Genomic DNA, 20,216 nt, shown 5'->3' with positions numbered 1-20,216 from the left:
TCGGCGCAGAGCGACAGCCTACCTGTGACTGCCGCCAATCTTTGCAACAGAGCCGCGCGATCAGCTCCTGTGGACCCATGACGCCTATATCCGCGACGACAGCTACCGCGCGGCGCTCGCCGTCCTCATCAATGCGCACCACCGCCTGCCATTCTCGCGGGTCTGGGGCGATGGCACCACGTCCAGTTCCGATGGCCAGTTCTTCAGGGGCGCGAAGCGCGGCGCATCGGGGGGCGACATCAACGCCCGCTATGGCGTCGATCATGGCTTCAGCTTCTACACCCATAATTCCGATCAGCGCGCGCCTTACCACGTCAACGTGATCTCAGCGGCGACGCATGAGGCGCCCTATGTCCTCGACGGCCTCACCAGCCACGGCACCGATCTGAAAATCGCCGAGCATTACACCGACACGGGCGGGGCGACCGATCATGTCTTTGCCCTGTGCGCCATGCTTGGATTTCGCTTCTGCCCGCGCCTGCGCGACTTTCCCGACCGACGGCTCGCGACGATCGCGCCGGTTGCAGCTTATCCGTCCCTCACCCCGCTATTGGGAAAGCGCATCCGGTCCGACATCATCGCTGAGCAATGGGACGACGTGCTGCGCCTCGTAGGGTCGATCAAGGCCGGACACGTGGCGCCGTCGGTCATGCTGCGAAAGCTCGCCGCCTATGAGCGGCAGAACCAGCTCGACGTCGCGCTACAGGAAATCGGCAAAATCGAGCGGACGCTGTTCATGCTGGATTGGCTGGAAAATCCCGATCTACGCCGGCGATGCCATGCCGGCCTCAACAACAGCGAGCAGCGCCATGCCCTGACGCAGGCGATCTACACATTCCGCCAGGGTCGGATCATCGACCGCAGTCATGAGGCACAGAAATATCGCGCATCCGGCCTCAACCTGGTCATCGCCGCGATCGTCTATTGGAACACGATCTACATGGATGCCGCTGCCCAACATCTCCGGTCAACATCGGTCGCGGTGCCTGATGATCTGCTTGCCCATACCTCCCCTGTTGGCTGGGAGCATATTGCTTTCTCCGGCGATTTCCTCTGGGATAGAGCCGCTGCTTCCAATGGCCGCAAGGCCCTCAATCTGCCGCCGGATAGCCGCGTCGCCTAAGCGTTCCCTGACTGTTCGTCCTTAGCGTTGTCTGGCGTACTTTCCACGCTACGCCCTCCCATGGCCACCGCGATCTGTCCCGTGGTGATTTCCGCCGGATCGCACCGCGCCGCCAGACCGATCACCGTCGCAATGGTTTCAGCACGCCGTATGTCGGCGGAAAGGTAAAGACGGCTCATGCCGAGGCAATGCCACAATAAAAGTGATCCGTCACTTTCTTTTGGAGCGCGATCGGCCTAAAGTGAAAACGATAGCCATGCAGCCGAAGGACGCCCCATGACCGATAATCCCCTGCCCCACGCCGATGCCCTGAAGTATGAAGACTGGGCCGGCGAAATGGGCGCGCGGTGGCTGGCAAACCTCAATGGCTTTGAAAGTACGATTGCGCCGGTCGGCGATGCTTTGCTGGCGCGGGCGGCCTATTCGCCGGGCGAACGCGTGCTGGATATCGGCTGCGGCGGCGGCGCTACGACCCTTGCCATCGCGCAGGTTGTCCAGCCGAGCGGCGCAGTGCTTGGTATCGACATCTCACCCGATCTGATCGCGGCGACCACGCGCCGTGCTGCCGCAGCCGGTATCACCAACGCAAGCTTCTTGTGCGCCGACGCGGCCAGCGTGACACTGCCCGATGGCCCCTACGACCGGCTGTTTTCCCGTTTCGGCAGCATGTTCTTCGCCGAGCCGATCCCCGCCTTCGCCAACCTGCGCGAGCTGCTCAAGCCGGGCGGGCGAATCGACCTTGCCGTGTGGGGGCCGCCCCAGCAGAACCCATGGATGCTGGAAGGCATGGCCGCGGCGCGCCGCCATGTCGAACTGCCGGCCCCCGTTCCCCGCGCGCCTGGCCCATTCGCCTTCGAGGATCGCGATTACATGCGAGAAGTTCTCGATGGCGCAGGCTTTCACGGCGTGGATATCGTCGCCGCCAAGGGACTGCTCGCCGTCGGCGGGCCGGGTGCTTCGCCAAGCCAGGCACAGCAATTCGCCTGCAACGCCATGGCTTTCGGGCAAGTCCTGCTCGACTATCCGGAGCCCGTGCAACAAGCGGCGCAGGCCGATCTGGTCGAGATTTACAGTGCGCACCACCGTCCCGATGAGGGCGTCATGATGGGCTACACCGCCTGGCTCGTTTCGGCGCTGGCCTGAGGTAATCCATTCAGACCATCACAATACGCGAGACAGAACCATGCGGCGATCTGCAATCATCCCATTGGTCACCCTGCTGGCGATCAGCGCTGCGGCATATGCGGAACCCACGCCGGTCACCGTGCGGGTCATCAGCCAGGATGCCAAGTTCGTAGGCGACGGCATGGGAGGCGCGCGCGTCACCCTGCGCGATGCGCGGACCGGGCGTGAGCTGCCCCCTTCTGAGTGGTCCATCGACTATGACAGTCTGGATCAAGGAAGGGACGACGAATGCCTGCCAAGAAGCACAAGCCCGAGGAGATCATCGGCAAGCTGCGTGAGGTTGAGATCATGCTGGGCCAGGGCGGAACGACTGCCGAGGCATGCCGGCGCATCGCAGTCAGCGAGCAGACCTATTACCGCTGGCGCAAGGAATATGGCGGCCTAAAGACAGATCAGGCCCGGCGGATGAAGGATCTGGAGAAAGAGAACCTTCGGCTGCGTCGCGCGATCTCGGACCTGACATTGGACAAGCTGATCCTGCAGGAGGCGGCAAAGGGAAACTTCTGAGCCCCGCACGGCGCCGGCGGTGCATCGACCAGGTGCGGGCGGTGCTGGATGTGTCCGAGCGGCGGGTATGCCGCGTGCTCGGCCAGCATCGGTCGACACAGCGGAAAATGCCGTGTGGGGCAGATGACGAGGAGGCGCTGACGGACGACATCGTCGCGCTGGCCAGGCAGTACGGGCGCTACGGCTATCGCCGGGTGACGGCATTGCTGCATGCGGCCGGCTGGTCGGTGAACCACAAACGGGTGGAACGGATCTGGCGACGCGAGGGGCTGAAGGTGCCCCAGCGTCAGCCAAAACGCGGTCGGCTGTGGTTGAACGATGGCTCGTGTATTCGGCTGCGACCGGAGTATCCTGGGCATGTCTGGGCGTATGACTTTGTGGAGGCGAGGACGCACGACGGGCGTAAGTTCCGCATCCTCACGATCATCGACGAGGCCAGCCGCGAGTGCCTGGCGCTGGTGGTCGCCCGCCAGCTCCGCCACGAAGATGTGCTGGCGGCCCTGGCCGAGCTGTTCATTGACCGGGGCCCACCTGCACATATCAGATCGGACAACGGCAGCGAGTTCATCGCCACCGCAGTCCAGGAATGGCTTGGGCAGATCGGCGTGAAGACGCTCTACATCACGCCAGGCTCACCATGGGAAAACGGCTACAACGAGAGCTTCAACGGGTCGCTTCGCGACGAACTGCTCAATGGTGAGATTTTCTACAGCCTCGCCGAGGCCAGAGTGCTGATCGAGGCGTGGCGGCGCCACTACAACACCGTCCGGCCGCATAGCAGCCTGGGCTACCGACCGCCGGCCCCGGAAGCGGCAACACCGCCATTACCGGCCTCCGGTTCCGCTTCGCTCCACCTACGCCCGGCAATGGCGGCCGAGACGACAATGCACTAACTATAAACCCGGACCACCCGGTGGGGGCTGCTCATAGCTTCACCGTCTCATCGATGCGATTCATGTCGAATGGCTTGCCATTGATCGTAAGGCCGCCACCGCCGCTTCCTGAGCCCATCATGCCGCCCATGCCCATGTTGAGGCTCAGACGGCGACGGCGCACCGCCTTGCTGGCGTCGGGCCCAGTTCGTGATGCCAGAAGGGTCGGCACGACGCCGCTGGCACGAGCCTGTCCCAACGGCCGTGGTTCAAACCGCAGCACGGTCGCTGGTGCCGCGGCATCGGTCCTTCGGGCGCCACGCCCCATCATACCCATGCCGCCCATCATCGAGCTGTTGGTATCAGCCGCCGTCACCAGCGAGGCGGACCTACCGTCCGTGAAGTCCACGAGAAGCTCGGCACGTTGGCCCGGCGCCAAGGTTATGGCTTCCAATGCCACTGCGTGTTCGAGCAGCCCCCCTTCGGTTCCGATCCAGTGAAAGCTCCGCCGATCGGAAAACGACAGCTCATAAATCCGCGCGTTCGATGCGTTGACGAGCCGCAGGCGAACCAACCGATTTGGCACCGCCGCCAGCGGATTCACCGCGCCGTTCACAAGGATCGTGTCGCCGCGCCGGCCCTGCATGGCGACCATCATGCCGCCTGGCATGACAAGGCGACCATTTTCGAACTGGCGATCCTGGATGAGCAGGGGCAGATCGTCCACGCCATATTCTGACGGGAGCCCCAGGCCCTGCTCTTCGTCGTCGGTTACCAGCAACGCCCCAGCCAGGCCCGAATAGACTTGCTCGGCCGTCAACCCATGGACGTGTGAGTGATAAAGGAGGGTCGCTGCGGGCTGCCGGATCGGGAGCGTGGGCCGCCAGGTCGCGCCCGGCGCGATGATCTGATGGGGGCCGCCATCCAGCTCTCCGGGGATCAGAAGCCCGTGCCAATGCACAGTCGTGTCCGCGTTGAGCCCGTTGGTCACGACAGCCGCCACGTCGTCGCCACGGCGCACCCTGATCGTCGGTCCGAGATAGCTGCCATTATACCCGAGCGTGTCACTCGGCCGGCCTGGATAAAATGAAGTCGTTCCGGACTGGACCCGTAGCGCGAATGAGCGGCCAGGCCGTGCGTCCAACAGCGGCGGCATCGGAAGCGGGTTTGCACCTCCCCCGCCGAGGCCCGGCGTGGAGCGCGAGCAAGCGGTGGTTGCGAACAATGCCGCTCCGCCAGCCAACAGCGAACGTCGATCGAGCATCTAAATCTGTCCCAGCGTGCAGCGCAGCTCGGAAGCGATACGGACAGCCTGGTCGATCAGCATGGGGTTACCTCGCACTCCGGCGCTTCGAAGGAGCCTCGATGGCTTGGCGAAATAGTAGCTCACGGGGGGAACCTCCTAGCTGGCGCTTGATCGAACACCACTCCATCATATATGCTACATATAAGATGTTTGGAGCAACTGTGCCACCTTCCCTCGTTAAAATGTCTCCGGAGCTTCTGGAGGAAAAGGCCGGCGAAGCGGAAGCGTTCCTCCGTTCGCTTGCGAGCCGGCACCGTCTGATGATCCTGTGCAGCCTGCTCGGCGGGGAGTTGTCGGTAACCGATCTGGGCGAACGCCTCGGACTGACACAGTCGAATTTGTCCCGCCATCTGGCCACGCTGCGCGACGAAGGCCTGGTCGGAACACGGCGGGAGAAAACGACGATATTCTACCGCATCACGTCCGAGCGCGTGCTGCCGATCCTGACGGAACTCTACGCACTCTTTTGCGCCGGTGACGAAGCTGAGAGCAGAGAATCCTGACGATGGAGGGTTTCACCCCATTCTCGGCCATCGTGGGCGGCGCGCTAATCGGCCTCTCGGCTTCCTTCCTGTGGATCGCCAATGGGCGCATCGCTGGAATCAGCGGCATCGTCGGCGGGGTGCTTGCGCCTGTCCGCGGCGAGATGGCCTGGCGCGCAACATTCCTGGTCGGCCTGCTCGCCGCGCCCTTGCTCTACCGGGCGGCGGGCGGCCTGCTACCGGACCTCACGTCGCCGGCCCCAGTCGCCGTCGTGATCGCAGCCGGCCTTCTGGTGGGATTTGGGACTCGGCTCGGGAGTGGTTGCACCAGCGGGCATGGCGTCTGCGGAATAGCGAGGCTCTCGCCCCGCTCGCTCGCCGCGACAGGCGTCTTCCTCATCACAGCGGCCGCGACTGTGTACGTCGCCCGACACGTCATCGGACTCTGAGCAATGAGGAAGCTGCTCATCGCGCTCGCCTCGGGGCTCATTTTCGGCTTCGGCCTGATCGTCTCCGCCATGATAGCCCCCAGCAAGGTTCTGGCGTTTCTTGATGTCGCCGCGCCGTCGTGGGACCCGAGCCTTGCCTTGGTGCTGGCCTCGGCCGTCATGGTTTCAGCGTTGGGATTTGCACTCGGCCGAAGGCGCGATGCTCCGCTTTTCGCACCGGCGTTCAATGGGCCATCGTCCCGGTCCCTGGACAAGAAGCTTCTCTCGGGCGCGGCTTTGTTCGGCGTCGGATGGGGCCTCGTCGGCTACTGCCCTGGTCCGGCCCTGGTCGCCCTGAGCCTCGGAGCGCCGGCGGCGCTGGTGTTCGTCGTGGCGATGCTGGCGGGCATGGGCGTCTTCGCCCTTCAGGAACGTTATCGCGCAGCCAGGCCCGGGGCAAACCCATGACGCCGGTCGACATCCTCACGCTCATATCCGGTGTCGTCGTCGGCTTTACCCTCGGGGTGATCGGCGGCGGCGGCTCGATCCTTGCCCTGCCGTTGCTGCTGTATGTCGTGGGCATGAAGGACCCGCACGTCGCGATCGGCACGAGCGCGCTGGCGGTGGCCGCCAATGCCTTCGCCAACCTGATCCAGCACGCCCGGGCCGGAACCGTGAAGTGGCCCTGCGCCCTCGTCTTCGGGGCATCGGGCGTCATAGGCGCCCTGATCGGCTCCACCCTGGGCAAGATGGTGGCGGGTCAGCATCTCCTGGTGCTGTTCGCAGGCGTGATGATCGTGGTGGGGGTTTCCATGCTGCGCGGCAAATCCGGCGGCGGCGACCCGGGCGTGCGGATCACGCGCCCCATCGCTGTGCGGCTCGTGGCGATCGGCCTTCTCGCCGGCCTCCTGTCAGGGTTCATCGGCATCGGCGGCGGCTTCCTGATTGTGCCCGGCATCATGCTCGGCAGCGGCATGCCCATCCTCAACGCGGTCGGATCGTCGCTGTTTTCGGTGGGAACGTTCGGATCGGCGACAGCCCTCAACTATGCCCTGTCAGGACTCGTGGATTGGCGCGTGGCCGGCTTCTTCATCGCTGGCGGGGTCGCTGGCGGCGTCGCCGGCATGCAAACCGCCATCCGGCTCGCCGATCATAAGGGCTTGCTCACCCGCATCTTCGCTTTCGTCCTGCTGGCCGTGGCCGCCTACATGCTGTTCCGCAGCCTGGGCGGGATCGGCGGCTAGACACCATTGGAGACCGATCATGATCTTTCGTCAGTTGTTCGAGCCGGAGTCCTCGACCTACACCTACCTCCTCGGTTGCCCGGAGACGCGCAAAGCCGTCCTGATCGATCCTGTCCTCGAAACGATCGAACGCGACCTTGCCGCGCTTCAGGAACTGGATCTCGAACTGGCTTATACGTTGGAGACGCATGTGCATGCGGACCACGTCACATCGGCCTGCTATCTGCGCAGCCTTACCGGCTCCAAGATCGCGCACCCCGCCATGGACGGCCTTCCCTGTGCTGACGTGGGGGTCGCCGAGGACCAGCCTTTGACTGTCGGCGCGCTCAAGCTTCAGCCGCTGTTTACGCCGGGGCACACCGACGCCCACCATACCTACCTGGTTGAGCAGCCCGATGGTCTTCGCGCCTTCACCGGCGACGCCCTGCTAATCGACGGCTGTGGCCGCACCGACTTCCAAAACGGTGACGCCGCCACCCTTTATCACTCCGTCACGCAGAAGATTTTCACGCTGCCGGGCGATGGTCTGATCTACCCGGCTCACGACTACAATCATCGCCACATCACGACAGTGGCGCAGGAGCGTGAACGGAACCCGCGCCTTGCGGGCAAGACCGTTCAGGAATTCGTCGCGATCATGGCCGCTCTCGATCTTCCCTACCCAAAGAAGATCGACGTTGCCGTTCCGGCAAACAAGCTTTGCGGTGATTGCCCGACAGATTTGCCGGAAATGCTGCGCCAGATAGGCGGCAAGTCCGAGCAGGGCTGAGCCATCCGATACAGGTTCATTTACAGGAGAAAGTCGATGCCAACACGCACCTCGAAACAACTGGTTTCCGAAGCGAATGCGATTGTCGAAACTATCGCGCCTGACGATGCAGCCAAACTTGTCGGCAATCCCAAGGTCCAGTTCGTTGACATCCGCGAGCCAGGGGAAGTCGCAAAATCGGGGCTGGTGGCTGGTGCGGTGCATGTCCCGCGTGGCCTTCTGGAATTCCAGGTCGATCCTGAAAGCCCCACCCACAATGCCAAACTCGCCAGTGGATCGCGGTTGGTGCTCTATTGTGGGTCCGGCGCCCGCTCGGCGCTGGCCGCAAAATCACTCAAGGAGATGGGCGTGGAGAATGTCGCCCACGTCCCCGGCGGGTTTGCGGCGCTCAAGGATGCCGGCGCTTCAATCGCACCGGAATAACCCATGGCGCGCTCGAGCGCCGCTTCTCGCAGGCAGGATACAATCCTTGGATAGCCATATCGCATTCGCCAGCCTCGGATTGAGCCCGATAGCCATCTCCATAGGCCCGCTCGACATCCGCTGGTACTCGCTGGCCTATATCGCCGGCATCATTGCCGGGTGGTGGTATCTGCTGCGGCTGCTGGCCCAACCAGCGGCCCCGATGAACCGCGCACAAGCCGACGATCTCGTGTTCTACGCGACGTTGGGCGTTATCCTCGGTGGCCGTCTCGGCTATGTGATCTTTTACGGTCCTGAGATGATCTTCGACCCCCTGCAAATCCTCAAGCTGTGGGACGGCGGCATGTCGTTCCACGGGGGTGCAGCTGGCGTCTCGCTCGCGCTGATCCTGTTCGCGCGACGACACGGCCTCGAATGGCTGCACGCGCTCATGAAGCTCTCGACTATTTCAACGGCAACGTCACAAATCCGTTCGATGAGCGGCTCTGTTGCAAAAATCGTGAAGCTTGAGCATGCTTGGCGGAGATTGGACGGACGGAACGATGACGGATTTCAAGTGGCGCCATTTCCAGGGTGATGTGATCCTGTGGGCGGTGCGCTGGTATTGTCGCTATCCGATCAGCTATCGCGACCTTGAGGAAATGCTGGCGGAACGCGGCATTTCGGTCGACCATACGACGATCTATCGCTGGGTCCAGTGCTACGCCCCGGAGATGGAGAAGCGGCTGCGCTGGTTCTGGCGGCGTGGCTTTGATCCGAGCTGGCGCCTGGATGAAACCTACGTCAAGGTGCGGGGCAAGTGGACCTACCTGTACCGGGCAGTCGACAAGCGGGGCGACACGATCGATTTCTACCTGTCGCCGACCCGCAGCGCCAAGGCAGCGAAGCGGTTCCTGGGCAAGGCCCTGCGAGGCCTGAAGCACTGGGAAAAGCCTGCCACGCTCAATACCGACAAAGCGCCGAGCTATGGTGCAGCGATCACCGAATTGAAGCGCGAAGGAAAGCTGGACCGGGAGACGGCCCACCGGCAGGTGAAGTATCTCAATAACGTGATCGAGGCCGATCACGGAAAGCTCAAGATACTGATCAAGCCGGTGCGCGGTTTCAAATCGATCCCCACGGCCTATGCCACGATCAAGGGATTCGAAGTCATGCGAGCCCTGCGCAAAGGACAGGCTCGCCCCTGGTGCCTGCAGCCCGGCATCAGGGGCGAGGTGCGCCTTGTGGAGAGAGCTTTTGGCATTGGGCCCTCGGCGCTGACGGAGGCCATGGGCATGCTCAACCACCATTTCGCAGCAGCCGCCTGATCGGCGCAGAGCGACAGCCTACCTCTGACTGCCGCCAATCTTTGCAACAGAGCCAGCCTGCCAGATCCTTGTAGGCCGGGAACCGGGCTGCCTTGATCTGGTAAGCAATGGACCTGACCTCCCGCTCGGACATCTCCGCCTTGAGAAGCTGTGAGAGGATCGGAACGGCAGCATCAAAGGCTGGCGCGCCCTGCTCGATCAGATCACCAGCGGCTTGCGCCATGCCATACATTTTGAGGCCACGTAGCATGACAACCACAGCGGCGCTGGCCGGATCATGACGCATGGCGTAACGCCCTCAGCGTGTCGTAGCGTTCGACATCGGCAACAGGCTCCTGGGCGAGGCGCAGGGCCTGCGGGGCATCGATTGGGGATGCCGGTGGAGCCTTGCCATCGATCAGGCGGTGCAGAACATTGAGGATGTGGGTTTTGGTGCGCGGCGACTGACAGGATGCGAGCGTAGCGACAATCAAGATGAGAATCGGTTGTTGGGGTGTCGGTGAAGGGCGGAGGGCGTAGCCCGAAGCCCGTAGCCGAGACCCCAACAACCGATGGCCCTTTAATGGAGGAGCCGCAGATCGTCGGGGCCGACCCAATATTCATTGGCATATCCAGATTGGAGGGAGATGCCGTGAGTGCCGGGTTGCCAAGTCAACGATCATCAAATGAGGCTTTTCATGAAATTGCGACAGACCAACCCGGTCCCGGTGGCTGCGGCGAAGGCCGGGTTCAGCACCGCGACGGGCTACCGGATCGCGAGCGATCCGGTGCTTCCTTCACACCGTAAAGCGCCCCGCGGCCGACGGCGACCTGATCCGTTGGAATCGATCTTCGAGAGCGAGATCGTACCAATGCTGAAGGCGGCACCTGGCTTGCGGGCGGTGGCGATCTTCGAGGAGATGCGCCGTCGCCATCCCGATCTCGATTTTGGGGTTCGCCGCACGATGGAGCGTCGTATCCGTGCCTGGCGGGCCGTTCATGGCCCGGAACAGGAAGTGATCTTCCGCCAGACTCATGAGCCGGGGCGAATGGGCCTTTCGGACTTCACCGACATGAGGAGCCTCAAAGTCACGATCGCGGGTGCGCCCCTCGATCACCTGCTTTACCACTTCCGCCTGGTGTGGTCAGGCTTCGAACATGCCCATGTCATCCTGGGCGGCGAGAGCTATGTCGCATTGGCTGAGGGGCTGCAGAACGCGCTTTGGATGCTGGGCGGCGCGCCGGGCGAACACCGCAGCGACAGTCTGTCGGCCGCGTTTCGCAACCTTGATGCCGATGCCCGTGCGGACTTGACCACACGCTACGACGCCTTGTGCGAACATTATGGCATGACGCCGACCCGCAACAACCGCGGCATCGCACATGAGAATGGCAGCGTCGAAAGCTCCCACGGCCATCTCAAGGCGGCGGTGGAGGATGCGCTGGCGATGCGTGGATCGACCGACTTCGAGGACCTCGCGGCCTATCGCAGGTTCATCGACGAGATCGTTGCCCGAAAGAACCGGCGCAGTGCCGCCCGCATCGACACCGAAAGGGCAACGCTCAAACCGCTACCTGATCGTCGCACCAGCGACTACGAGGAACATATCCTTCCCGTCACCTCGTCCAGCACCTTCGTTCTGCGCAAGGTGTTCTACACGGTGCCGTCACGGTTGATCGGGCATCGACTGCGTGTGCGCCTCTACGATGATCGGCTCGATCTGTTCCTGGGCGGCAGTTATCTCATGACCCGGCCACGCGGTCGCCCGAAAAGCGCTACCGAACATGGCTATGTGGTGGATTACCGTCACGTGATCCATAGCCTCAGGCGTAAGCCGATGGCCCTGCTGCAGCTGACCTATCGCGACCAGTTGTTCCCGCGCGAGGCGTACAGGCTCATGTTCGAACGGCTGCTCGAAGCCATGTCCGAGCGTGACGCTTGCCGCAAGATGGTCGAGTTGCTGTCCATGGCCCATGAACGGGCCTGCGAGGCCGAGCTTGCCGATCTTCTCGCCCAGGACCTTGACGAAGGCCGGCTGCCTGACATCGCCGCGTTGCGAACGCGCTTCTCGCCCGATCCGGCCGCGCTGCCCGAGGTGGTGGTCGAGCTTGGCCCCCTGACCGACTACGATGCCCTGCTGCTGGGAGAGGCCGCATGACCAAGGCCCATAACGTCGATGCCCAGCGCCTGAGCTTCATCCTCAACGAGTTGAGGCTTCCTGCCATCAAGGTGATCTGGCCCGAGTTTACCGAACGTGCCGACAAGGAGGGCTGGCCCGCCACCCGACTGCTCGCTGCACTTACCGAGCATGAAATGGCCGAACGTGACCGGCGTAGGATCGAACGTCATCTGAGCGACGCACGATTACCACCGGGCAAAACGCTCGACAGCTTCGCCTTCGACGCCGTGCCGATGGTCTCGCGGGCGCAGGTCACGGCCATGACCTCGGGCGACGGATGGCTGGAAAAGGGCGCCAATCTCATCCTGTTCGGCCCGCCGGGCGGAGGAAAGAGCCACTTGGCGGCAGCCATCGGCCTGCAACTTGTCCAGAATGGTTGGCGCGTGCTGTTCACCCGCACGTCCGAGCTGGTCCAGAAGCTTCAGCTCGCGCGCCGCGAACTGGCGCTCGAATCCGCCATCGCCAAGCTCGACAAATACCACCTGCTCATCCTGGACGACCTCGCCTATGTCGCCAAGGATCAGGCTGAAACCTCCGTGCTCTTCGAGTTGATCAGCGCACGCTATGAGCGCCGATCCATGCTCATCACGGCCAACCAGCCCTTCGGCGAATGGAACCGGGTCTTCCCGGATCCCGCCATGACGCTCGCGGCCGTCGACCGTCTCGTTCATCACGCCACCATCTTCGAGATGAATGTCGAGAGCTATCGTCGCAGGGCCGCCCTCCAGCGACAGACAGGGGCTGGAAGGACCCCAAAATACGCGACAATCAAATCCATCGAGAAAATGTCGATCAGCGACAATCAGAGCGAAGAATCGCCCTTGCCAGCGACAATCTAACCCGCACCATGAACCCGCCGCGACAATCTGTTCTCATCCTGATAGTCGCTGACCTCTCACCCAGATCGTCGCGCTATAGTTTTGGTCGGCCCCCAGCTTCGAGGGCCAGTTCGACGGCGCTGAGCACAGCCTGTTCGTTATGCTGTAGAACAAGGGCGAGGATTTCGACCATCTCCCTGTCACCACCGAGCCGCTTGAGCAGATGCCCCTGCAGTTGCCGGAAGGCTTCGGGCATTTCGAGGAATGGCGCCCCATTGCGCAAAGCGCCAGGCTTGCGCTGAACAACTGCCAGATTGCGTGTTTCGGAAACTCCCGGACTGCGATTTCGGTAATTCCCGGACAGTGATTTCAGTAAATACGGGACAGCGATTCCGCTAATTCCCGGACAGTGTTTCGGGCGGGAAAAGAGGTTCGTTTTTCGGGTGCGCCGGAGTGGCATTGTGACCTTTCACCGATGTGATGGGAGGGAAGATGCCGAGACGGAAGCAAGCGAGACGAACGGACGTGAAGGATATGCGATCGATCCTGCGCCTGACCTATGGTCAGGGGCTGTCGGTGCGGGCGGTGTCGGAACGGCTGAAGCTCAGCAAAACGACGGTATCGACCTATGTGCTGCGGGCCCGCGAGGCGGGACTTGCGAGTTGGCCGCTACCGCCGGGCCAGGACGATGACGCGGAGCTTGAGCGGCTGCTCTTTCGCCGTGTCGGGCGTCCACCGCAGGATCTGACCGAGCCGGACTGGGCGCTGATCGCACGGGAGATCAAGCGCAAGGGTGTGACGCTGACGCTGCTGTGGCAGGAATATCGCGCCGCCCATCCCCACGGCTATGGCTATACCTGGTTCTGCGAGCGGTTCGGCGTCTTTCAGAAACGCATTCAGGCCAGCTTCCGCAACCGGCACCAGGCTGGCGCGGTGATGCAGACCGATTATGCCGGCCACACCGTTCCGCTGGTGGATCCGTCGACCGGCGAAATCCATCAGGTGCAGGTCTTCGTGGCGGTGCTGGGGGCATCGTCGCTGACCTTCGCGATGGCGAGCTTCAGCCAGAAGCTGCCTGACTGGATCGAGGGGCAATGCCGGGCGCTCGCCTATTTTGGCGGCGTGCCCAAATCCATCGTCTGCGACAATCTGAAAGCCGGTGTGGTCAAAGCCCTGTGGTTCGAGCCGACGCTCAATGCGACTTTTGCCGCGATGGCGGAGCATTATGACACGACGATCCTGCCGACCCGCAGCCGGCGCCCGCGCGATAAAGGCAAGGTGGAAGGCGCGGTATTGATCGTCGAGCGCTGGATCCTGGCGCGGCTGCGCAACCGGACTTTCTTCTCGCTGGCCGAGCTCAACGCAGCCATCGCCGTACTGCTGGAGGATCTCAACAACCGGCCGATGCGGCATGTTGGCAAGTCCCGCCGCGAGCTGTTCGAGGAACTCGAACGCTTGGCCCTGGCACCGCTGCCGGCACAGCCGTTCGAATATGCCGAATGGAAAAGGGCCAAGGTCCATCCTGATTATCATGTCGAGGTGGATAAGACCTTCTACTCGGTACCGCACCGACTGATCGGCCGCCAGGTCGATGTCCGGCTTACCCATCGGGTGGTCGAAATCTTCCATGACCACAAGCGGGTGGCCAGCCATGTCCGGCGATCGCAGCGGCGTGGTCATGTCACGGTCAACGAGCACATGCCCAAGGCCCATCAGCGCTACGCCAACATGACGCCCGCCAGCCTGATCGGCAAGGCCGCCCGGATCGGCGCCAATACTGCAATCCTTGTCGAGCGGCTGATGCGGACCCGGCCCCATCCCGAGCAGGGCTATCGCTCTGCCATGGGCGTCATCTCGCTGGCCCGGCGTTATGAACAGGACCGGGTGGAAGCTGCCTGCGAACGGGCGCTCCTCATCAATGCCGCCTCCTATTCCTCGGTAAGCGCCATCCTCAAATCCGGTCTCGACCGGGCAAAACCGGCGGCCGAGCCGGTGCGGCCAACGCCAGCCCACGGCAACATCCGTGGTGGCACCTATTATCAGTGAAGAAAGGACAATCCATGTTGAACCATCCTACCCTCGACCAGATGCAGGCGCTTGGCCTGGCTGGAATGGCGGCCGCCTGGCGCGACATCGCTGAGCAGGACAGCGCCGGCGATCTGGCCCGCGAAGAATGGCTCGGGCTGATGCTCGATCGCGAAATCGCGGTGCGTGCCGACAAGCGCCTCGCCAACCGGCTGAAAGCCGCGCGGCTGCGCTTTGCCGATGCCTGCATCGAGAATATCGACTTTGCCGCGCCGCGCGGGCTCGACCGGCGCAACATCCTCTCGCTTGCGCAAGGAGCATGGCTCAAGGCGCATGAGAATCTGATCATCACCGGCCAGACCGGCACCGGAAAGACCTGGCTCGGTTGCGCCTTTGGCCGGCAGGCGGCCCGGCTCGATTACTCGGTTCTCTATCTGCGCATGCCGCGCCTGTTCGAGGATCTTGCGCTGGCTCGTCTCGATGGTCGCTTCCCGCGGCTTGTCGACCGTCTTGCCCGGGTCGAACTGCTCATCCTCGATGACTGGGGCTGAGAACGGCGGTGCAAAATTAGACCACGGTGGCGGCGGCGAAGTGCTGCTGCGGGCGGCGTAAAAGTCGTCCACTTTGCCTTCTTTGCGCGAGCAGGGAGGGCGTGGAGATATATACCGTGGATCTTTACCTGAAGGTGCGTCTTGCTTGCGCGGGCGGCATGAGCCAGCGTGAGGCGGCGAAGCATTTCAACGTATCGCGCGACACGGTCCGCAAGATGCTGTCGTATTCGGAGCCCCCCGGTTACCGCCGGACGGCGGCGGTGCGGCGGCCCAAGCTGGAAGCGTTCGTTCCGATCATCGATGCATGGCTTGATGGTGACCGTCAGGTTCCGCGCAAGCAGCGTCATACGGCGAAGCGGGTATTTGACCGCCTTCGCGAAGAGCACGGTTTCACCGGCGGCTACACGATCATCAAGGATTACATCCGACAGCGCGAGCAGCGCAGCCGGGAGATGTTCGTGCCGCTGGCGCATGCGCCCGGCCATGCCCAGGCAGATTTTGGTGAGGCCATGGTCGAGATCGGCGGTGTTGTGCAGAAGGCGCATTTCTTCGTGCTCGATCTACCGCACAGCGACGCCTGCTACGTGCGCGCCTATCCCGCTGCCGTTGCCGAGGCATGGATGGACGGCCACGTGCACGCCTTCGCGTTTTTCGGCGCGGTGCCGCTGTCGATCGTCTACGATAACGACCGCTGCCTGGTCTCGAAGATCCTGCCCGACGGCACGAGGCAGCGCGCCCGGCTGTTCAGCGGCTTCCTGTCGCATTACCTGATCCGCGATCGTTACGGCCGTCCCGGCAGGGGGAACGACAAAGGCAGTGTTGAAGGGCTGGTCGGTTATGCTCGCCGCAACTTCATGGTGCCGATCCCCCGGTTCGCGACGTGGGAGGCGTTCAACCTGTGGCTCGAGGAGCAATGCCGCAAGCGTCAGAACGACCGGCTGCGGGGCGAGAGCGAGACGATCGGCGAGAGGCTGAAGCGCGATCTGGCGGCGATGCAGGAACTGCCGGCTGCCCCGTTCGAGGCTTGTGACCAGACCAGCGGCCAGGTCTCGTCGCAGGCGCTGGTGCGTTACCGGACCAATGATTACTCGGTGCCGGTGCGCTTCGGCCATCAGGAGGTATGGATCCGGGGCTATGTCGGCGAGGTGGTGATCGGCTGCCGGGGCGAGGTCATTGCCCGTCATGTGCGCAGCTACGAGCGCGAGGACGTGATCTTCGATCCCATCCATTACCTTCCCCTGATCGAACAGAAGATCAATGCGCTCGATCAGGCAGCGCCCCTGCAAGGCTGGCACCTGCCCGAAGCGTTTGCAACGCTGCGCCGCCTCATGGAAGCTCGTATGGGCAAGCATGGTCGGCGCGAGTATGTGCAGGTGCTGCGTCTGCTGGAGAGCTTCACGCTTGCCGATCTGCATGCGGCCGTAAAGCAGGCTCTCGATATCGGGGCGATCGGCTTTGATGCCGTGAAGCATCTCCTGCTGTGCCGGGTGGAGCGCCGACCACCCCGATTGGACATGGCGATCTATCCCTATCTGCCCAGAGCCAGGGTGGAGACGACATCGGCGCGCTCCTACATGCAGTTGCTCTCGGGCGATGCGAAGGATGCGGCATGAGCAGTCCGTCCCCCGAGCTGTTACTGGCCAGCCACCTCAAGACGCTCAAGCTACCAACCTTCCTGCGCGAGCATGACAAGCTGGCCCGGCGATGCGCGGCCGAGGGCGCAGATCACGTCCGCTACCTTGCCCGGCTTGTCGAACTGGAGCTGATCGACCGGGAACGCCGGATGGTCGAGCGCCGGATCAAGGCTGCGAAGTTCCCGGCCGCCAAGAGCCTCGACAGCTTCGACTTTGCCGCGATCCCCAAGCTCAACAAGATGCAGGTGCTGGAACTGGCACGCTGCGACTGGATCAACCGCCGCGAGAACGTCATAGCCCTTGGTCCCTCGGGAACCGGCAAGACCCATGTGGCGATCGGCCTCGGCCTTGCCGCCTGCCAGAAGGGCCTGACGGTCGGCTTCACCACCGCGTCCGCGCTGGTCAGCGCGATGATGGAGGCACGCGACGAACGCCGCCTTCTGCGCCTCCACAAGCAAATGGCCGGATACAAGCTCCTCATCATCGATGAACTGGGGTTCGTGCCGCTCTCGAAAACCGGCGCGGAACTGCTGTTCGAGCTGATCTCGCAGCGTTACGAGCGCGGCTCGACGCTGATCACCAGCAACTTGCCGTTCGACGAGTGGACCGAAACGTTCGGCTCCGAGCGCCTGACAGGCGCGCTCCTCGACCGGCTTACCCACCACGTCTCCATACTCGAGATGAACGGAGAGAGCTATCGTCTGGCCCAAAGCCAGGCGCGCAAGGCACGCTCCAACCCCTGACAGAAAAGACCATCCGTGTGTTGGCGACCCCCACTCGGGCTACGCCCTCGCGGCGCTCGCCAGCACACGGATCACCCGGCCTGATTTTGCGCCGCCCAATGGCCGACTTTTACTCCGCCGTTGACAGAGGGCACTCATGGTCTGACCGATCAGCAGCGTCTCGACCTGCTCGAAATCTTCGAGGAACGCTACCGCCGGAAATCCACGCTGATCACCGCCCAGCTTCCCGTTGCCGCCTGGCACGACATGATCGGTGAGCCGACTATCGCCGACGCCATTCTCGATCGCATCATCCACAATGCCCATCGCATCACGCTCGAAGGCGACAGCATGCGGCGGCAAAAATCGCCCCACAGCTTGACCGAAAACCAAAACAGCGAGATGAAGCAAAACTGATATCAACCAGGCAAACGAAAAACGACCTCCCGCTGTCCCGGAATTAGCGAAACGACTGTCCCGGAATTAGTGAAGCGCCTGTCCCGTTTTTGCGAAATGCGCAGCCAGATAGTGCCGCCAGTCATAGATCGTCTGCCCCGGCTTCTGGTGAGAACGGTCGATAATCCGGTTGTGCTCGCACAAGATTTGCCCCTCGGCCGCGATGACCAACCGATCAGGATAGACCCGCAGGCTCACTGGCCGGTTCGCAAAGGATGCAGGAACGCTATAGCGATTGCGCTCGAACGCGATCAGGCAGGTCGGCGACACGCGCTTGGTATGTTCGACAAAGCCATCGAAGGCCCGCCCCATCGGCATCAGGCTGATAATCTCAACGGCGTGCACATCGGCAACTGTGCCGGGGAGGACGCCATGCTGGATTTCTCCCCATTGTGCGATGCACCGCTCTTCCAACCAGGCATTGAGGGCATCAAGATCTGGGAAGTTGGGCATTGGCTGCCATAACCGTCGACGCGCATCCTGAACGTTTTTCTCGACCTGACCTTTCTCCCAGCCTGAGGCCGGATTGCAAAAATCCGTTTCGAACAGGTAGTGGCTGGCCATGGCAGCGAACCGCGCATTGACCTGTCGGACTTTGCCCTGGCCGATCCGGTCTACAGCCGTCTTCATATTGTCGAATATTCCACGCTGAGGCACGCCGCCCAGCACCCGGAAGGCCTGCGTCAGTGCGTCGAACAACATCTCGTGCGTTTGCAGCAGATAGGCTCGCGTGATGAACGCCCGACTGTGGGAGAGCTTGGTATGGGCCACCTGCAGCTTGGTAGGCCGGCCATTCAGAAGGGCGTAATCTTCACTCCAATCGAACTGAAAGGCCTCACCGGGCTGGAAGATCAGCGGTACGAATGTGCCGCGCCCACTGGTTTGCTTTTCATATTGGCGTTCGGTCTTCCACGAGCGGGCGAAGGCGGCAACACGGCTGTATGATCCCTCGTAGCCCAGCTTAACCAGATCTGCATGTAGCTGCTTGGCTGTTCGCTTCTGTTTGCGCGACTTGCCAGATTCCACCCGCAGCCACGTCGTCAGTTTTTCTGCAAACTGATCAAGCTTGCTCGGCCGTTTGGGAACCTTGAACGTCGGCTCCACCGCGTCATCGCGCAGATATTTGCGGATCGTGTTGCGCGATAATCCAGTCCGCCGCCGGATCTCGCGAATGGGGATGCCTTGCCGAAAATGCCAGCGGCGGATCACACTGAGTAGGTCCATGTCGATCACTCCGATGCCTCCTGACTGTCAGCCAGGGGCGAGGAAAACATGGGTCAATTCTCAGTGAAAACTTATAACCCTCCCGGGTCACTTCTCAGTGCAACTCAACACTGATAGACCTTCCAGCTAATACCGGCCCTCTCAAGGCGCTCTGGATAGGTAGTGTAGGTGTAGCGAGGCCCCTTCCCGAAGTTCCTAAGATCGATCTTGTTCCGTTCGGCGATGCGCTGCATTTCAGGCGTCATCACCATCTCGTAATCGAGCGCTACACCCGATCCATTCTCGGTCACAGGACCACCGGCCAACCCTCGAGGATCGTTGCCGCCCGCCCACGCGAACAGGCGGTTCGGGTTTGTTTGTCCATGGATCGAGCAGTGATAGGCATCGCAAATGGTGAAAGCTTCGGCCAAGGCGAACTGGAACGCGATGTCGTCCCGACGGTAGTGCCCCATCGTAAGCGGCGTTTTCCAGTCGATCCACTTGTCCCATCGCCCGCCGTTAGAGGCGCCTGTGGCGTCCTTCCACGCGTGCGGGAGATCAGCGACCTTTAGAGCCGCAGTGGTGCGCGTATCGAGGTGGAAAGGTCGTATCACACGACCGTTTTTGGCCCTTTGGCTCCACACAGGCTGACCGTCGGGCAGCGGGACTGGGTGCGGATCGCCAAACCCCAGCACGCCCTTCATGGATCCAAAATAATGATCGAATGACCGGTTCTCCTGCATCAGGATAACGACGTGTTTGACATCCTGAATGGTTCCGGTGCGGCGGTTGGCGGATATTCCAAAGGCTCTGGCGATACTCGGATAGCCAAGTGCCCCTCCAATGCCGCCGGCGGCTTTCAGAAAAGCGCGCCGGTCGGCAAGCGTATGCGAACGATGCGAACCCACTGCGCTTGCCTTCCTGTACAAACTGGCGCTGACGATCAGGCATCAAACTGACCATCCACCCGTTACATATGGGGCATCATTGCACGATCCGAAC

19 protein-coding genes and 6 pseudogenes are annotated in these 20,216 nt (G+C 62.4%); 18 read left to right on the top strand and 7 right to left on the bottom strand.

What is annotated here, in order from left to right; genetic code table 11:
- Positions 1-55: 55 nt before the first annotated feature.
- Positions 56-1,123 (top strand): annotated as a pseudogene (locus HUK73_RS18060) (Tn3 family transposase); the annotation flags it as partial.
- Here HUK73_RS18060 and HUK73_RS18055 read toward each other — a convergent pair.
- Positions 1,120-1,302, bottom strand: coding sequence for a hypothetical protein (locus HUK73_RS18055; RefSeq protein ID WP_176593302.1), 183 nt, complete (start codon positions 1,300-1,302; stop codon positions 1,120-1,122). The pseudogene HUK73_RS18060 and the gene HUK73_RS18055 overlap by 4 nt on opposite strands.
- Positions 1,303-1,399: 97 nt before the next feature.
- Between HUK73_RS18055 and HUK73_RS18050 the strand changes: the two genes are divergently transcribed.
- Together HUK73_RS18050 and HUK73_RS18045 are read left to right on the top strand one after the other, a co-directional pair.
- On the top strand, positions 1,400-2,266 hold the full coding sequence (locus HUK73_RS18050) for a class I SAM-dependent methyltransferase (RefSeq protein ID WP_176593301.1): 867 nt from the start codon (positions 1,400-1,402) through the stop codon (positions 2,264-2,266).
- 270 nt (positions 2,267-2,536) lie between these two features.
- Positions 2,537-3,708, top strand: a protein-coding gene (locus tag HUK73_RS18045; RefSeq protein WP_176593300.1) for an IS3 family transposase whose coding sequence is annotated in 2 segments (ribosomal slippage) — positions 2,537-2,801 and positions 2,801-3,708 — 1,173 coding nt in all. Because the reading frame shifts where the segments join, the coding sequence is not laid out codon by codon here.
- 31 nt (positions 3,709-3,739) lie between these two features.
- Here the strand turns inward: HUK73_RS18045 and HUK73_RS18040 are convergent.
- Positions 3,740-4,831 (bottom strand): multicopper oxidase family protein, encoded by a 1,092-nt coding sequence (locus HUK73_RS18040; protein ID WP_255326419.1) that lies wholly within the window; start codon positions 4,829-4,831, stop codon positions 3,740-3,742.
- A 323-nt stretch (positions 4,832-5,154) separates the two neighbouring features.
- Here HUK73_RS18040 and HUK73_RS18035 point away from each other — a divergent pair, with 323 nt between their 5' ends.
- The 8 genes and pseudogenes from HUK73_RS18035 to HUK73_RS18000 all read left to right on the top strand — a co-directional run bounded on the left by HUK73_RS18035 (position 5,155) and on the right by HUK73_RS18000 (position 9,646).
- Positions 5,155-5,496 (top strand): helix-turn-helix transcriptional regulator, encoded by a 342-nt coding sequence (locus HUK73_RS18035; protein WP_004213264.1) that lies wholly within the window; start codon positions 5,155-5,157, stop codon positions 5,494-5,496.
- A 2-nt stretch (positions 5,497-5,498) separates the two neighbouring features.
- Positions 5,499-5,924, top strand: a complete 426-nt coding sequence (locus HUK73_RS18030; protein WP_004213265.1) for a YeeE/YedE family protein — start codon at positions 5,499-5,501, stop codon at positions 5,922-5,924.
- A gap of 3 nt (positions 5,925-5,927) precedes the next feature.
- The gene (locus tag HUK73_RS18025; RefSeq protein WP_004213266.1) at positions 5,928-6,371 is read left to right on the top strand and encodes a DUF6691 family protein; all 444 of its coding nucleotides are present in this window, start codon (positions 5,928-5,930) and stop codon (positions 6,369-6,371) included.
- A complete protein-coding gene (locus HUK73_RS18020) occupies positions 6,368-7,147 on the top strand; it encodes a sulfite exporter TauE/SafE family protein (protein ID WP_066487222.1) in 780 nt (259 codons plus the stop codon). Before HUK73_RS18025 ends, HUK73_RS18020 begins: the two co-directional genes overlap by 4 nt.
- A gap of 19 nt (positions 7,148-7,166) precedes the next feature.
- The gene (locus HUK73_RS18015) at positions 7,167-7,916 is read left to right on the top strand and encodes an MBL fold metallo-hydrolase (RefSeq protein ID WP_004213268.1); all 750 of its coding nucleotides are present in this window, start codon (positions 7,167-7,169) and stop codon (positions 7,914-7,916) included.
- Between the two features lie 36 nt (positions 7,917-7,952).
- Complete coding sequence (locus HUK73_RS18010) at positions 7,953-8,339, top strand: rhodanese-like domain-containing protein (RefSeq protein WP_004213269.1); 387 nt, start codon at positions 7,953-7,955, stop codon at positions 8,337-8,339.
- A 46-nt stretch (positions 8,340-8,385) separates the two neighbouring features.
- Positions 8,386-8,760 (top strand): annotated as a pseudogene (locus tag HUK73_RS18005) (prolipoprotein diacylglyceryl transferase); the annotation flags it as partial.
- Between the two features lie 121 nt (positions 8,761-8,881).
- The gene (locus HUK73_RS18000) at positions 8,882-9,646 is read left to right on the top strand and encodes an IS6-like element IS6100 family transposase (RefSeq protein ID WP_001389365.1); all 765 of its coding nucleotides are present in this window, start codon (positions 8,882-8,884) and stop codon (positions 9,644-9,646) included.
- Here HUK73_RS18000 and HUK73_RS17995 read toward each other — a convergent pair.
- Together HUK73_RS17995 and HUK73_RS17990 are read right to left on the bottom strand one after the other, a co-directional pair.
- Positions 9,630-9,932, bottom strand: a pseudogene (locus HUK73_RS17995) (ATP-binding protein); the annotation flags it as partial. The gene HUK73_RS18000 and the pseudogene HUK73_RS17995 overlap by 17 nt on opposite strands.
- Positions 9,922-10,083 (bottom strand): annotated as a pseudogene (locus tag HUK73_RS17990) (IS21 family transposase); the annotation flags it as partial. The pseudogenes HUK73_RS17990 and HUK73_RS17995, both read right to left, overlap by 11 nt.
- A gap of 228 nt (positions 10,084-10,311) precedes the next feature.
- On the opposite strand from HUK73_RS17990, the gene istA (HUK73_RS17985) reads away from it, so the two are divergent.
- Both istA (HUK73_RS17985) and istB (HUK73_RS17980) read left to right on the top strand, forming a co-directional pair.
- Complete coding sequence (istA, locus tag HUK73_RS17985) at positions 10,312-11,784, top strand: IS21 family transposase (RefSeq protein WP_161626247.1); 1,473 nt, start codon at positions 10,312-10,314, stop codon at positions 11,782-11,784.
- Positions 11,781-12,644: an IS21-like element helper ATPase IstB gene (gene istB / locus HUK73_RS17980; protein ID WP_004211466.1), complete on the top strand. Its 864-nt coding sequence runs from the start codon at positions 11,781-11,783 to the stop codon at positions 12,642-12,644. Before istA (HUK73_RS17985) ends, istB (HUK73_RS17980) begins: the two co-directional genes overlap by 4 nt.
- Before the next feature lie 91 nt (positions 12,645-12,735).
- Here istB (HUK73_RS17980) and HUK73_RS17975 read toward each other — a convergent pair.
- Positions 12,736-12,936: pseudogene (locus HUK73_RS17975) on the bottom strand (IS21 family transposase); the annotation flags it as partial.
- Between the two features lie 179 nt (positions 12,937-13,115).
- Between HUK73_RS17975 and istA (HUK73_RS17970) the strand changes: the two are divergent.
- The 5 genes from istA (HUK73_RS17970) (at position 13,116) to HUK73_RS17950 (ending at position 17,972) form a co-directional block, all read left to right on the top strand.
- Positions 13,116-14,669, top strand: a complete 1,554-nt coding sequence (gene istA, locus HUK73_RS17970) for an IS21 family transposase (RefSeq protein ID WP_176593299.1) — start codon at positions 13,116-13,118, stop codon at positions 14,667-14,669.
- A gap of 14 nt (positions 14,670-14,683) precedes the next feature.
- Positions 14,684-15,199, top strand: coding sequence for an ATP-binding protein (locus HUK73_RS17965; protein WP_304413757.1), 516 nt, complete (start codon positions 14,684-14,686; stop codon positions 15,197-15,199).
- A gap of 116 nt (positions 15,200-15,315) precedes the next feature.
- Positions 15,316-16,812 carry an IS21 family transposase gene (gene istA, locus HUK73_RS17960; protein ID WP_082430708.1) on the top strand — a complete coding sequence of 499 codons (1,497 nt, stop codon included), beginning with the start codon at positions 15,316-15,318 and terminating at the stop codon, positions 16,810-16,812.
- A complete protein-coding gene (gene istB, locus HUK73_RS17955; RefSeq protein ID WP_054944222.1) occupies positions 16,809-17,576 on the top strand; it encodes an IS21-like element helper ATPase IstB in 768 nt (255 codons plus the stop codon). Before istA (HUK73_RS17960) ends, istB (HUK73_RS17955) begins: the two co-directional genes overlap by 4 nt.
- 120 nt (positions 17,577-17,696) lie before the next feature.
- Positions 17,697-17,972 (top strand): ATP-binding protein, encoded by a 276-nt coding sequence (locus tag HUK73_RS17950; protein WP_304413756.1) that lies wholly within the window; start codon positions 17,697-17,699, stop codon positions 17,970-17,972.
- 81 nt (positions 17,973-18,053) lie between these two features.
- Here the strand turns inward: HUK73_RS17950 and istA (HUK73_RS17945) are convergent.
- Positions 18,054-19,235, bottom strand: a pseudogene (gene istA / locus HUK73_RS17945) (IS21-like element ISRsp3 family transposase); the annotation flags it as partial.
- A gap of 104 nt (positions 19,236-19,339) precedes the next feature.
- Positions 19,340-20,122, bottom strand: a complete 783-nt coding sequence (locus tag HUK73_RS17940) for an alkaline phosphatase family protein (RefSeq protein WP_176593298.1) — start codon at positions 20,120-20,122, stop codon at positions 19,340-19,342.
- Positions 20,123-20,216: the final 94 nt, after the last annotated feature.

Origin of the sequence: Sphingobium sp. EM0848 (assembly GCF_013375555.1) — a bacterium.
In the GTDB taxonomy this organism is placed as follows: domain Bacteria; phylum Pseudomonadota; class Alphaproteobacteria; order Sphingomonadales; family Sphingomonadaceae; genus Sphingobium.
Note: the sequence above shows the minus strand (reverse complement) of the source record. Positions and strands in the feature narration are given on the sequence as shown.

What these genes read in the sequence shown, in the direction of transcription:
- HUK73_RS18055 (WP_176593302.1), bottom strand. Translation starts at nt 1,302, where the DNA reads ATGAGCCGTCTTTACCTTTCCGCCGACATACGGCGTGCTGAAACCATT.
- HUK73_RS18050 (WP_176593301.1), top strand. Translation starts at nt 1,400, where the DNA reads ATGACCGATAATCCCCTGCCCCACGCCGATGCCCTGAAGTATGAAGAC.
- HUK73_RS18030 (WP_004213265.1), top strand. Translation starts at nt 5,499, where the DNA reads ATGGAGGGTTTCACCCCATTCTCGGCCATCGTGGGCGGCGCGCTAATC.
- HUK73_RS18025 (WP_004213266.1), top strand. Translation starts at nt 5,928, where the DNA reads ATGAGGAAGCTGCTCATCGCGCTCGCCTCGGGGCTCATTTTCGGCTTC.
- HUK73_RS18020 (WP_066487222.1), top strand. Translation starts at nt 6,368, where the DNA reads ATGACGCCGGTCGACATCCTCACGCTCATATCCGGTGTCGTCGTCGGC.
- HUK73_RS18015 (WP_004213268.1), top strand. Translation starts at nt 7,167, where the DNA reads ATGATCTTTCGTCAGTTGTTCGAGCCGGAGTCCTCGACCTACACCTAC.
- HUK73_RS18010 (WP_004213269.1), top strand. Translation starts at nt 7,953, where the DNA reads ATGCCAACACGCACCTCGAAACAACTGGTTTCCGAAGCGAATGCGATT.
- HUK73_RS18000 (WP_001389365.1), top strand. Translation starts at nt 8,882, where the DNA reads ATGACGGATTTCAAGTGGCGCCATTTCCAGGGTGATGTGATCCTGTGG.
- istA (WP_161626247.1), top strand. Translation starts at nt 10,312, where the DNA reads ATGAGGCTTTTCATGAAATTGCGACAGACCAACCCGGTCCCGGTGGCT.
- istB (WP_004211466.1), top strand. Translation starts at nt 11,781, where the DNA reads ATGACCAAGGCCCATAACGTCGATGCCCAGCGCCTGAGCTTCATCCTC.
- istA (WP_176593299.1), top strand. Translation starts at nt 13,116, where the DNA reads ATGCCGAGACGGAAGCAAGCGAGACGAACGGACGTGAAGGATATGCGA.
- HUK73_RS17965 (WP_304413757.1), top strand. Translation starts at nt 14,684, where the DNA reads ATGTTGAACCATCCTACCCTCGACCAGATGCAGGCGCTTGGCCTGGCT.
- istB (WP_054944222.1), top strand. Translation starts at nt 16,809, where the DNA reads ATGAGCAGTCCGTCCCCCGAGCTGTTACTGGCCAGCCACCTCAAGACG.